We start from the raw sequence: 11,885 nt of genomic DNA, 5'->3' as shown, positions 1-11,885 counted from the left end.
GGATCGGTTCGGCGTCAGGTCGTCTCGACGGTGGCGTGCTCAGCCTCCCGGTCGGACACCCCCGCCTCGTCGAAGGTGGCCATCGAGCCGAGCAGGTCTGCTGCCGACTGCACGATCGGCAGTGCCAGGACGGCACCGCTGCCTTCGCCCAGGCGCATCGAGAGGTCGAGTACCGGAACGAGATCGAGGTGGTCGAGCGCGATCTGGTGGGCGGGTTCGACCGATCGGTGTCCGGCGATCCACCAGCGTATCGCCCCCGGTGCGAGTTCGTTGGCGACCATCGCCGCGGCAGTGATCACCACGCCGTCGAGAATGACCGGCGTCCGACGCAGCGCCGCTTGGGCGAGGAAGCCGACGGTGGCGGCGAGATCGGCGCCGCCGACCGCGGCGAGCAGCGCGAGGGGGTCGTGGATGACCTTGCGCGCGCGACGCATTCCGTCTCGGATCGCGGCCGTCTTCCGCATCCATCCGGCGTCGTCGACGCCGGTGCCGCGGCCGACGATCTCGACCGGCTCGCGCCGGGTCAGCGCGCCGATGAGGACGGTCGCCGGGGTGGTGTTGCCGATGCCCATCTCGCCGGCGATGAGCAGGTCGGTGCCCGAGTCGACGAGGTCGTCGGCGATGGCGCGTCCGGCGGCCAGCGCCTCACGTGCCTCGGCGAGGCTGATGGTGTCGGTGGTGCGGAGGTCTTCGCTGCTGCGACGGACCTTGTACCGCGACAGTTCCGGCGGGGTGTCGGCGTCGACGGACATGTCGACGACCTTCACCGCGGCGCCGACACGGCCCGCCATCACGTTCACTGCGGCACCCCCCGCGGCGATGTTGGCGACCATCTGCGCGGTCACCTCGGGTGGGAACGCCGACACGCCGCCGCGTGCGACACCGTGATCGCCGGCGAAGACGACGACGGTGGGGGAGATGAGTGGCGCGGGCGGACACTGCCCCTGGCATGCGGCGATCCAGACGCCGATCTCCTCGACGCGGCCCAGCGACCCCGGCGGCTTGGTGAGTACCGCCTGCCGTTTCCGCGCATCCTGCGCGACCGCCTCGTCCGGCGGCGCGATCGGTGCGAACACCTCGGCGTCCGTGGGGTCGGGCCGGGGCCGTTCCGAGACACCCACGCCCGCAACAGGTTCGGGTGCTGCGCCGAAAGTGGTTGCCACCGCGGCCGCCGCTGCTGTGCTCGGCGGCGTCGCGGTCGGGTCGTCGGAGGCGGACGGAGTCGTCGTCGGGGTGTCCGATGCCGGGGTGGCCGAAACCGGGGCGTCCGACGCCGGGTCCGCGTTGCCGGCCGGGTCCGCGCCGGCTGTTGCATGCGGGATTCCGGACTCGTCGGCGGGAGCTCCGGCGGGGAGGTGCAGGACCCGGCCGGCGACGACGAGATCGACACGCTCGCACACCTCGGCGACCCGGACGTTGAGGGTCCCGAGCAGGTCTTGGAACACCCGGCCGGCGGGGGTGGGCGGTACGAGCGAGAGGCCGGCTTCCGGGCTGATGATCACGAAGTCGGCCGACATCGCGCGCAGGGCATCGCACAGGTCGTCGATCCGGCCGTCGAGGTCGATCTCCGAACCCGAGGTCCAACCGTGGACGGCGTCGATCTGCGCGGTGAGCCAGTTGCCCAGGTCGTCGACGAGGGCCGGGATGTCGGGCGCGGCGCGCAGGGCCTGGCCGAGATCGGTCGTCTCGATCGTCGTGTACCGGTCGTCGCGGCGTTCGCGATGGAGCCGGACCCGGTCCATCCACTCCCCGTCGGAGGACGTCAGCGGGCCCGTGGCCAGGTAGCGGATCTGACGGTGGCCGTCGAGCAACGACTCTCCGTGCGCGGACTTACCCGAGCGCACGCCGCCGAGGACGAGGGTGCGCGCTGCGCGATCGGTCATCGATCAGACTTCGTCGCCCGGCGAGACCATCGGCTTGGGGGCGCGCATCTTGCGCAGCTGCATCGCGCGCGTGAACGCGTACCAGCCCAGCTTGAAACCGCCGTCGCTGGACTCGGGGAAACGTTCGGCGACCCGCCGATTGACCATGCGGCCCAGGATCACACCGTCGGCCGCCATCAGCACGACGAAGGCGACCAGGATCAGGTTGGTCAGCGCCGCTGCCTGCGGGACCAGGAACATCAACACGATCAGCAGGATCGCGAACGGCATGAACAGCCCGGCGAAGTTGCGTCGGGCGTCGACGATGTCGCGGGTGTAGCGCCGCGAGGCGCCCTTGTCGCGCGGCATCAGGTAGGCCTCGTCGCCGGCCATCATCCGTTCGCGCTGCTGGAGCCGCTTCTCGCGGCGCTCGGCGGAGAGTGCGCGCTTCTCCTCTTTGGAGAGCGTGGACTTCAGTTCCTTCTTGCGGGCGCGCGCCTCGGCGCGGTTCGTCGGGGGCGGTGCGACGGGACCGCGTCGCTTGTTCTCGGCCTGTCGGCGAGACGGCGTCGGACGACCCTTGCCCGGGGTGTACTTGCTGCCCTTGGTGGAGGGCGCGACGTCGGTGCCGGACTCGTCGTCGGCGGTGTAGGTGGAGACCGAGCTGTCGCCGGAATCCGCCTGGGTGTCGTCCTTCTTCCATGGCAGCTTCACGCTGTAGAGCCTAGGTGATCGATGTTGCGAGACAAACGCGTGGTCGTCGCTTTCGGGTGGTCACCCCGGCGGACTCGGCATCTGCGGCTTCGCGCGGTGTATCGCGGATCCGTCCCGCGTCGATGTCGCGCTGCCGGGTCGGGTTCGGCCACTTACACTCCGTGCTCATGACCGGGAACGGCGCGCAGCGCGGTGGAGCACCCACGGGGCCGACGGCGGGATCCCGGTGCGGATCCTGATCGCGCCGGATTCGTTCGGTGACACCATGTCCGCAGTGGTCGCGGCGCGGGCGATCGCCCGAGGGTGGCGTGCGGCACGGCATGGGGACGAGCTTGTCGTGGCTCCGCAGTCGGATGGCGGACCCGGCTTCGTCGACGTGCTCGCCTCGCGGTTCGGGACCGTGATCGCCGAACCGGTGTCCGGTCCGCTCGGGGCGGGGGTCATCGCGCGATGGCTTCTCGACGACGCGTCGACCGCATACATCGAGTGCGCCCAGGCGTGCGGTCTGCACCAGCTGGGCGGGACGCCGACGCCGCGGACGGCGACGGCAGCCGATACCCGCGGGGTCGGCGAACTCGTCGCGGCGGCGCTGGCGCGCGGGGCCGAGCGGATCGTGATCGGCCTCGGCGGCAGTGCGACGACCGATGGCGGCGCCGGCCTCGTGGCAGCCCTCGGTGGCGGCGACCGCGCCCGGGAGCGACTCCGGGGTGTGGATCTGGTGGTGGCGTCCGATGTGGAGAACCCGCTGCTCGGGCCGTCGGGAGCGGCCGCGGTCTTCGGTCCGCAGAAGGGCGCCGACCCGGAGACGGTCGAACTGCTCGAGACCCGCCTCGCCGACCGGGCGCAGGTGTTGAGTGCGCTCGCCGGCCGGGATGTCGCCGATGAGCCCGGCGCCGGCGCCGCGGGCGGGCTGGGTGCGGCGCTGCTCGCGCTCGGCGGTACCCGGGTGTCCGGTGCCACCGTCGTCACGGAGGCGACCGGGCTGGCGGCCGAGGTGGCCGCGGCCGATGTCGTGGTCACCGGAGAGGGGAAGTTCGACGCCCAGACGCTCCGGGGCAAGGTGGTCGCCGCACTTCACGAGGCGGCCTCGACGATCGGCGCCCGGGGCGCGGGTGCGCCGACGATCGTCCTCGCGGGGCAGGTCGCACTGGGCCCCGACGAGATCCGAGCGGCCGGTGTCGCGGCCGCGTATGCGATCGTCGACATCGCCGGATCGGTCGAGGTCGCGATGAACGATGCGGAGAACCAGCTCGTCGCGCTCGCGACGTCGGTCGCATCCGACTTCCGGGCGGCGGACGGTCCGGGCTGACCTCGGCGTCGCGCCGTGCCGCCGAATCGGGTGCCGACCTCCCGGAAACGCCCGTCCGACTGGACGGGAATACCACGGGGAGGAGTACGGTTGTACGCACGGGCACACCGGTCGACCTCCCGGCGAGCGGGTGAATCCCGAACGACCGTGAGGGCACACCCCAACCACGGCATCGGGCCACGATGCACCGGGACCACACCACTTACAGGAGCATCCATGACCGTGCAGAACGAAACGGGCACAGCCACGAGCACCGGCGTCATCCTCAGCGACGCAGCCGCGTCGAAGGCCAAGGCGCTGCTCGACCAGGAGGGCCGCGACGACCTCGCGCTGCGTATCGCCGTACAGCCGGGTGGTTGCGCGGGTCTGCGATACCAGCTCTTCTTCGACGACCGCACTCTCGACGGCGACATCACCACCGATTTCGGTGGCGTCACCCTCGCCGTCGACCGCATGAGCGCCCCCTACGTGCAGGGTGCCACCATCGACTTCGTCGACACCATCGAGAAGCAGGGCTTCACCATCGACAACCCGAATGCCACCGGCAGTTGCGCCTGCGGCGATTCGTTCAACTGACGCCGTACACGTCAGCAATTTTCCGGTACCGGCCGCATCCCACTTGGGGTGCGGCCGGTGTCGTTTGCCGATGAGTGAGTAGCGTGGACACCTGTCTGCGTCATCACCTGTCCGGGTGAGGTGACCACCTGCTGGGTACATCCGTCGGGCAACCAATCGAAGGGTCGAGATCTCCAGTGGCAATCGTTGTGTGTGGGTCCATCGCAACCGACCATCTGATGAAGTTCCCGGGCAAGTTCTCCGAGCAGCTGCTCGGAGACCACCTCGAACACATCTCCCTCAGCTTTCTCGTGGAGGATCTCGTCGTTCGGCGCGGCGGTGTCGGCGGCAACATCTGCTACGCGATGGGTCAGCTCGGCGGTGCGCCCGTTCTGGTCGGCGCGGTCGGGTCCGACTTCCACGACTACCGCCAGTGGCTCGAAGCCAACGGGGTCGACTGCCGGGGCGTGCGGGTCTCGGAGACCCACCACACCGCCCGGTTCATGTGCACCACCGACGAGACGATGGCCCAGCTCGCCACGTTCTACGCCGGCGCGATGAGCGAGAGCCGCGAGATCGTGCTGTCCGAGGTCATCGCCGAGGTCGGGGCGCCCGACCTCGTCCTCATCGGGGCCGATGATCCGGCCGGGATGATCCGCCACACCGAAGAGTGCCGGGCCGCCGGTATCCCGTTCGCGGCGGACCCGTCGCAGCAGCTGGCCCGCCTCGACGGGGAGCAGACCCGCACGCTCATCGACGGCGCCGCCTACCTGTTCACCAACGAGTACGAGTGGGGACTGCTGCGCCAGAAAGCCGGATTGTCCGAGGCGCAGGTCGCGGAGATGGTCGGCGTGCGCGTCACGACGCTCGGCAAGGACGGCGTCGAGATCGTCGACCGCGACGGCACGCGCATCCACGTCCCCGTCGTGCCGGAGACGGAGAAGGTCGACCCCACCGGTGTCGGCGACGGGTTCCGCGCCGGGTTCCTGTCCGCGCTGGCGCGCGGACTCGACTTCGAGCGGGCCGCGCAGGTCGGGTCGATGGTCGCGGTGCTCGTGCTGGAGACCGTCTCGACACAGGACTGGGCATGGGACCCGGACTCGGCCCTGGCTCGGATCGAAGGCGCCTACGGCGCCGAGGCCGCCGCGGAGATCAAGGCGGCGTTCGCCGGCTGAGTCCGGTTCCCCGGGGTGGTGACGCGTCTGACGTTGCCACCCCCGCCCCGGCGTGAGACGTTGGAACGGAGTCCCGATCGAGGACTCCCGGACGAGGGGTGCTGTACCCGGTGTGCGACAAGACGGCCCGGAGGGAGCGTCATGTCGTGGATCGTTCTGATCGTGTCCGGTGTCCTGGAAGCCGTGTGGGCAACCGCGCTGGGCAAGTCTGAGGGTTTCAGCAAGCTGGGTCCGACGGCCGTGTTCGGGGTCGCGCTGGTCGCCAGCATGGTCGGACTGGCGTATGCGATGCGCGATCTGCCGGTCGGGACCGCCTATGCGGTGTGGGTCGGTATCGGCGCGGTGCTGACCGTCGTCTATGCGATGGCCACCGGTGAGGAACCGGTTTCGCTGCTCAAGGCGCTGTTCCTGGTGATGATCGTCGGCGGGGTCATCGGTCTCAAGCTCGCGCACTGATCCCGTCGCCACCGAAGCCGCCCCGGATTCGTGGGCGGCTTCGGTTGTCGGGGAATCAGACCCGCACGGGGTAGGTGTGGTCGATGATCTCCGGAACGATCGTGCCCTCGACGAAGATGCCGTGCCAGACCATGAACATCAGGACCGTCCAGAGTCGACGGCTGTTGTCCACCACGCCTTCTCGGTGCTCGTTGAGCATCGCGACAACAGCGTCCTTGGCGAAGATGTGATCGGTCTGCGAATGCATGATCGTGTCGTGCGCCCAGTCGAACATCTCGGTGCCGGCCAGCCAGTGGCGGATGGGGACCGGGAAGCCGAGCTTCTTGCGATGCAGAACGTGCGCCGGGACGATCTGCTCCAGCGCCTTGCGCAACGCGTATTTCGTTGTGCCGTGCGCGATCTTCTCGTCATGGGGGAGACCCTCGGCGATCGCGAAGACCTCCGGGTCGAGGAACGGCACCCGCAGCTCGAGGGAGTTGGCCATGGTGATCTTGTCGGCCTTGACCAGGATGTCCCCGCGCAGCCAGGTGAAGAGGTCCAGATGTTGCATCCGGGCCACCGGGTCCCAGCCCTGGCTCATCGCGTAGATCGGTGCGGTGACGTCGGTGTGGGTCCATTCGGGACGGTAGTCGCGCAGCACCGCGCGGAGCCGCGCGTCGTCGAAGCTGCGGGCGTTGCCGTAATAGCGCTCCTCGAGCGTGAGCGACCCGCGGTGCAGCAGGCTCTTGCCGCGGGTCCCCTCCGGAATCCGCTCGGACACCTTGCCCGCCGCACGACGCAGCGCACGGGGCAGCCGGTCGAACGCGGCGAGGGACAGCGGTTCCTTGTAGATCGTGTAGCCGCCGAACAACTCGTCGGCGCCCTCGCCGGACAGGACCACCTTGACGTGCTTGCGCGCCTCGGCGGCCACGAAGTACAGCGGGACGAGTGCCGGGTCGGCGACCGGATCGTCGAGGTACCAGACGATCGACGGGATCGACTCGATGAACTCCGACGGCCCGACGACCTTCACGACATGCCGAGCGCCGATCGCCTCCGCGGACTCGGCGGCGACGTCGACCTCCGAGTAGCCCTCGCGCTCGAAGCCGGTGGTGAAGGTGATGAGGTCGGGGTTGTGCCGGATCGCGAGCGCCGCGATGGCCGTCGAGTCGATGCCGCCGGACAGGAACGACCCGACCGTGACGTCGGCGCGCATGTGCTTGGCGACCGAATCGGCGAGGACGTCGGCGATCTCGTCGTAGCGCTTCTGCCGGGTGGCCTCGGTGACCGGGCGAACACCGAACTGCGGGGTGAAGTATCGCCGGATCGACAGGGGACTGCCCGGCGTGGCGGTCGCGTGGCAGCCCGACTCGAGCCGCCGGATCGACGCGTGGATCGTCTCGGGCTCCGGGACGTACTGCAGCACGGTGTAGTGCTCGATCGCGCGGGGATCGAGCTCGGTCGACAGCCCGACGCGTTCGATCAGCTCGAGCAGGCTCTTCTTCTCGCTGCCGAAGATCAGCCCGCCCGGGCCCGACGCCACGAACAGCGGCTTGATGCCGAACGGGTCGCGGGCGAGGAAGAGCGAGCGGTTCTCGGTGTCCCAGATCGCGAAGGCGAACATGCCGCGAAGCCGTTTGACCGCGTCGGGGCCCCAGTGGTGGAACGCTGCGACGATCGCTTCGCTGTCACCCTCGGTCCGGAACAGCACCCCCTCGTCCTTCGCCAGCTCGGCGCGGAGCTCCAGGTAGTTGTAGATCTCGCCGTTGAACACCAGCGCGTAACGGTCGGGATTCTCGGGCGGGCCCCAGCGCAGCGGCTGATGCGAATGCTCGATGTCGATGATCGAGAGGCGATTGAACCCGAACACGATGTCGTCGTCGTGCCATGTACCGGGCTCGTCGGGTCCGCGATGCCGCATGCAGTGCGAGGCCACCGCCACCGGTTCGACGACATCGGCGGCCGTTCCGTCGGATGTCAGTAGGCCGAGCAGACCACACACGTCTCGTTCTCTCCGTTCAGTTGCCAGTCCACGCACGATTCCGACGCCGGGCCGGATCGCGTCCGAGTATGCCTGAAGCGGCGGGCGGAGTTCCTATGTGGCGCGGTGGGCCGTGCGAGCGAACGCGACTGTCGCGCGCGACCCGTGGGCGCCGGTGCGGGACCGAGGGAGGGGGACACGACGCCGATCGCGCCCCGATTCCGACAGCTTCCGCGGGTTGGTCTACGCTGCGTAGTACTAGGTGCAAGAATTGCTGTGTGTCCACAGCAAGACCTTGCCCCGTGCAGGTCATGTGGCATGCACTCACCTCGGCGCGAGGGCGCCGGTGAGCGAGCAGGAAGGCGTGAAATTGGCACACGGTGGACGGCCCCGAGCGAGGCGTGTCTCATCAGCGTCGCGGACGATGAAGCGACTCGGATTCGTCGCCGCTCTCGGCCTCGGCGCACTGCTGATGTCGGGTTGCAGCGCCAGTGAGGCGATGCGTTTCGGTTGGCCCGAGGGCGTCACGCCCGACGGCAAAGAGATGGTCGATCTGTGGACCTGGTCGGTCATCGCGGCGCTGGTCATGGGTGTCCTGGTCTGGGCGCTGATCTTCTGGACGATCACGTTCCACCGCGCGAACGACGCCAAGAAGGGCGTGTTCCCGCGCCAGACGGCATACAACGTGCCGCTGGAGCTCACCTACACGGCGATCCCGTTCGTCATCATCGCCGTGCTCTTCTACTTCACGGTCATCGTGCAGAACAACGTCGAGGGCAAGAACAACGACTCCAAGGTCGTCGTCGACGTCACCGCGTTCCAGTGGAACTGGAAGTTCGGCTACAACCAGGTCGAGTTCTCCGACGGCACCACCTACAACGGCTTCGAGCAGAACGGCAACCCGTTCGAGATCCAGGCGCAGACCGGTAGCGGCGCCGAGACCGAGCACGCCGGCAGCGACGAGGGCGGCGAGCACGGTGAGCTCCCCGGTCCGGCCGGTGGCCGTGACGACGACGTCCGCGACTACCTGAAGTTCGACCGCATCGAGACGGTCGGCTCGTCGTCGGAGATCCCGGTCCTGGTGCTGCCGACCGGCAAGCGCATCGAGTTCAACATCGCCTCGGCCGACGTCATCCACTCGTTCTGGGTGCCGGAGTTCCTCTACAAGCGCGACGTCTTCCCGTTCCCCGAGCAGAACGCGACCGACCCGATCTTCCAGATCAAGTCGATCGACCGGACCGGCGCCTTCGTCGGTCGCTGTGCGGAGATGTGCGGTACGTACCACTCGATGATGAACTTCGAGGTCCGCGCGGTCTCGCCGGAGGACTTCGACAGCTACATCCGGTTCCGCGAGGCTAACCCCAGCGCCACCAACGCCGAAGCGCTCGCGTCGATCTGCCAGGCACCCGAAGCGGTCACCACGGTGCCCTTCGACACCCGCCGCGCGACCGACGGCTCCGTCGGTGCCACCGGTGATCCCGACAACCCGACCCTCGCCAACTGCACCAAGGAAGTGAGCTGACGATGAAGATCGAGGCACGCCTCTTCGAGATGCTGACCGCCTTCTTCTTTCTGACGGGCGTCGCATACACCCTCTTCACCGCGTTCACCAGCAAGGGCATCGAGTGGGTCGGCGTCGTCGGCCTGTTCTTCGCGGCCGGCCTGACGCTCATCGCGGGCACGTTCTTCCGATTCGTCGCCCGACGCGTCGAGATCCGCCCCGAGGACTACGAAGACGCCGAGATCGAGGACGGCGCCGGCGAGCTGGGCTTCTTCAGTCCGCACTCCTGGTGGCCCATCCTGATCGCGCTCGGCGCCTCGACCTTCGCGGTCGGCTTCGCCACCGGTAACTTCTGGCTGTCGATCTTCGCGGCCGTGGTCATCATGGGCACGGCGGCGGGCCTGGTCTTCGAGTACCACGTCGGTCCCGAGAAACACTGAGCGACAGGCACTGACGCCGCCTGGCGGCGTCCCGCACGCACCACGAAAGCGCCCCACCGGAGATTCGGTGGGGGGCTTTCGTGTCGTCGCCGAGCGACCCTCGGTGAGCGGTCAGGGACGCTCCCGGCCGACCGGCCGGAAGACCTTCAGGACGCGGTAGTCCACGCGGAAGTCGGCCTGCGAGAACGACTCCTCGACCTCGCCGTCGTGTGACACCGCGACGGGGCCGTCGACCGCGGTGAAGCGGAACTCGGGGACCTGCATCTCGTGGTACAGGTGGGAGCGTTCGAGACGACCGAGCGCCAGTGAACCCAGGAGCCGCAGGGTCGCCCAGCGATGGCTCGTCTCGAGGATCCGTACGTCGAGAAGGCCGTCGTCGAGCCGGATGCGTCGCGACGGCAGGAATCCGGTGGGCTGGTAGATCGAGTTGCCGACGAGGAACAGGGACGCGTCGAGTACACGGCCCTCCACCTCGATTCGGACGTGCGGGTCTTTGCGGAGGACGTGCAATACGGCCGCCGCGGTCGCGAGCGGCCGGCTGATCCGCCGCTGGAGGCGCCGGCGGACCCGGACGAAGTCGGGGTGCGCGCCGATGCTCGCGGTGTTGAGGATCAGGCGGGAGTCGTTGAGCCACATCGCGTCGACACGGGACGCCGAACCCGAACGGATCGCGTCGATCGTGGTGTCCACCGTGCCGCAACCGATGTCGCGCGCGAAGTGGTTGAACGTGCCGGCCGGGAAGACCGCGACGGGGATGTCGGCGGCGAGCGCAGGAGCGGCGGCACATGCCACGGTGCCGTCGCCGCCGGCCACCCCCAGGATCTCCGCGCGGGCCGCCACGTCGGCGAAAACGGTTGCCATGTCGTCGGTGTCGTCGAGCTCGATGATCTCGGCGGCCGGCAGCCCGGTGCGGATCGCATCCACCACGCGGCGACCCCGTCCGTCCGCGGAGCCCGGGTTCACGACGACGACCAGCCCGGTCCCGTCGGGGTTGGGTCCCACGTCGACGACGGACGGGGCGGCCAGGGACAGCGACGGTTCGGTGATGGGCGGCACGACACGGGCACCGATGGTGGCGATGACGGCGCCGATGCCGAGCCCCGCGACCACGTCGCCGGGGTAGTGTGCCCCGGTCGCCACCCGGGACAGCCCGACGAGCCCGGCCAGTGCCGACAACAACAGACCCGCGGGCGGATTCTCGACGGCCACACCGACCGCGAAGGCGGCAGCACTGGCGGAGTGTCCGGACGGTAGCGAGTTCGACGTCGGGCGTCGACGACCCCGCCGGGACAACGGGATCAGTCCGTGGGAGGGCCGCGAGCGGTTGCGGATCCGCTTCGCCCCCTGGTTGGTGACCAGACTCGTCACGGCGAGCGAGACCAGTCCGCGTGCGGCGCCGCGCTGCAGCGAGGGACGGCCGGACACGGCAAGCCCGGCGGCGATCGCCATCCACAGCTTCGAGTGGTCGGCGGCCCGGGTGAGTATCGGCATCGTCACGTCGAGGAGCGGGCTCGGGGACCGGGCGATCGAATCGTAGATCTCGGCATCGAGAGTGCCCATCCCGCGGGTGATCTGGGACAGACCGGAACTTCGGGGAGTTGACCGGTGCATGGGGTACACCGTGCCACATCGAACCCGCGCCGGCAGCCACCCCGGGGGAGGGGAGTGGTATCGGTCGAAGACGTGGGTCACCATGCACAACGAACCGCGGGCCGTCGCGCAGCGCCTCGAACGGGTTCTCCTCGGCGGGGCGTTGGCGCAGCTCGGCGAGGAAGCGCGACTCGACCATCTCCTGGATGGCGAAGACGGCTTCCTCCTTGCTGGCGAAGTAGCGGAAGAAGGTGCGCTGCGAGACCTCGGCCGCCTCCGCGATGTCGTCCACGGTCGTCGCCTCGTAGCCCCGCTCGGTGAAC

10 protein-coding genes and 1 riboswitch are annotated in these 11,885 nt (G+C 69.1%); of the genes, 6 read left to right on the top strand and 4 right to left on the bottom strand.

Annotated elements, in window-relative coordinates:
• Positions 1-14: 14 nt before the first annotated feature.
• Positions 15-1,883 carry a nicotinate-nucleotide--dimethylbenzimidazole phosphoribosyltransferase gene (gene cobT / locus ACFUEJ_RS06135; RefSeq protein WP_388028129.1) on the bottom strand — a complete coding sequence of 623 codons (1,869 nt, stop codon included), beginning with the start codon at positions 1,881-1,883 and terminating at the stop codon, positions 15-17.
• 3 nt (positions 1,884-1,886) lie between these two features.
• Positions 1,887-2,576 (bottom strand): DUF3043 domain-containing protein, encoded by a 690-nt coding sequence (locus ACFUEJ_RS06130; RefSeq protein WP_058253102.1) that lies wholly within the window; start codon positions 2,574-2,576, stop codon positions 1,887-1,889.
• 226 nt (positions 2,577-2,802) lie between these two features.
• On the opposite strand from ACFUEJ_RS06130, the gene ACFUEJ_RS06125 reads away from it, so the two are divergent.
• The 4 genes from ACFUEJ_RS06125 (at position 2,803) to ACFUEJ_RS06110 (ending at position 6,071) form a co-directional block, all read left to right on the top strand.
• Positions 2,803-3,885 carry a glycerate kinase gene (locus tag ACFUEJ_RS06125; protein WP_388028126.1) on the top strand — a complete coding sequence of 361 codons (1,083 nt, stop codon included), beginning with the start codon at positions 2,803-2,805 and terminating at the stop codon, positions 3,883-3,885.
• A 216-nt stretch (positions 3,886-4,101) separates the two neighbouring features.
• Positions 4,102-4,461: an iron-sulfur cluster assembly accessory protein gene (locus ACFUEJ_RS06120; protein WP_058253100.1), complete on the top strand. Its 360-nt coding sequence runs from the start codon at positions 4,102-4,104 to the stop codon at positions 4,459-4,461.
• A 176-nt stretch (positions 4,462-4,637) separates the two neighbouring features.
• Positions 4,638-5,615 carry a carbohydrate kinase family protein gene (locus ACFUEJ_RS06115; protein ID WP_259937418.1) on the top strand — a complete coding sequence of 326 codons (978 nt, stop codon included), beginning with the start codon at positions 4,638-4,640 and terminating at the stop codon, positions 5,613-5,615.
• A gap of 65 nt (positions 5,616-5,680) precedes the next feature.
• Positions 5,681-5,747: riboswitch (guanidine-III (ykkC-III) riboswitch) on the top strand.
• 9 nt (positions 5,748-5,756) lie between these two features.
• The gene (locus ACFUEJ_RS06110) at positions 5,757-6,071 is read left to right on the top strand and encodes a multidrug efflux SMR transporter (RefSeq protein WP_068972093.1); all 315 of its coding nucleotides are present in this window, start codon (positions 5,757-5,759) and stop codon (positions 6,069-6,071) included.
• A 55-nt stretch (positions 6,072-6,126) separates the two neighbouring features.
• On the opposite strand, the gene asnB is transcribed toward ACFUEJ_RS06110, so the two are convergent.
• Positions 6,127-8,052, bottom strand: a complete 1,926-nt coding sequence (gene asnB / locus ACFUEJ_RS06105; RefSeq protein WP_388028122.1) for an asparagine synthase (glutamine-hydrolyzing) — start codon at positions 8,050-8,052, stop codon at positions 6,127-6,129.
• A gap of 403 nt (positions 8,053-8,455) precedes the next feature.
• Here asnB and ACFUEJ_RS06100 point away from each other — a divergent pair, with 403 nt between their 5' ends.
• Entirely contained in the window at positions 8,456-9,553 is a 1,098-nt protein-coding gene (locus ACFUEJ_RS06100) for a cytochrome c oxidase subunit II (RefSeq protein ID WP_058253081.1), read from the top strand.
• Positions 9,554-9,555: 2 nt separating this feature from the next.
• On the top strand, positions 9,556-9,972 hold the full coding sequence (locus ACFUEJ_RS06095; RefSeq protein WP_004022916.1) for a cytochrome c oxidase subunit 4: 417 nt from the start codon (positions 9,556-9,558) through the stop codon (positions 9,970-9,972).
• A gap of 111 nt (positions 9,973-10,083) precedes the next feature.
• Here the strand turns inward: ACFUEJ_RS06095 and ACFUEJ_RS06090 are convergent, their stop codons facing one another.
• Positions 10,084-11,532, bottom strand: a complete 1,449-nt coding sequence (locus ACFUEJ_RS06090; RefSeq protein WP_338855412.1) for a diacylglycerol kinase family protein — start codon at positions 11,530-11,532, stop codon at positions 10,084-10,086.
• Between the last annotated feature and the right edge of the window lie 353 nt (positions 11,533-11,885).

It is taken from the genome of Gordonia sp. NPDC057258, from assembly GCF_042668985.1.
GTDB lineage: Bacteria > Actinomycetota > Actinomycetes > Mycobacteriales > Mycobacteriaceae > Gordonia > Gordonia hongkongensis.
This window is presented reverse-complemented; position numbering and strand designations above follow the sequence as displayed.

Excerpts from the sequence above, each read along its gene's own strand:
- ACFUEJ_RS06120 (WP_058253100.1), top strand. The coding sequence starts at position 4,102 with ATGACCGTGCAGAACGAAACGGGCACAGCCACGAGCACCGGCGTCATC.
- ACFUEJ_RS06110 (WP_068972093.1), top strand. The coding sequence starts at position 5,757 with ATGTCGTGGATCGTTCTGATCGTGTCCGGTGTCCTGGAAGCCGTGTGG.
- ACFUEJ_RS06100 (WP_058253081.1), top strand. The coding sequence starts at position 8,456 with ATGAAGCGACTCGGATTCGTCGCCGCTCTCGGCCTCGGCGCACTGCTG.
- ACFUEJ_RS06095 (WP_004022916.1), top strand. The coding sequence starts at position 9,556 with ATGAAGATCGAGGCACGCCTCTTCGAGATGCTGACCGCCTTCTTCTTT.
- ACFUEJ_RS06090 (WP_338855412.1), bottom strand. The coding sequence starts at position 11,532 with ATGGGCACTCTCGATGCCGAGATCTACGATTCGATCGCCCGGTCCCCG.
- cobT (WP_388028129.1), bottom strand. The coding sequence starts at position 1,883 with ATGACCGATCGCGCAGCGCGCACCCTCGTCCTCGGCGGCGTGCGCTCG.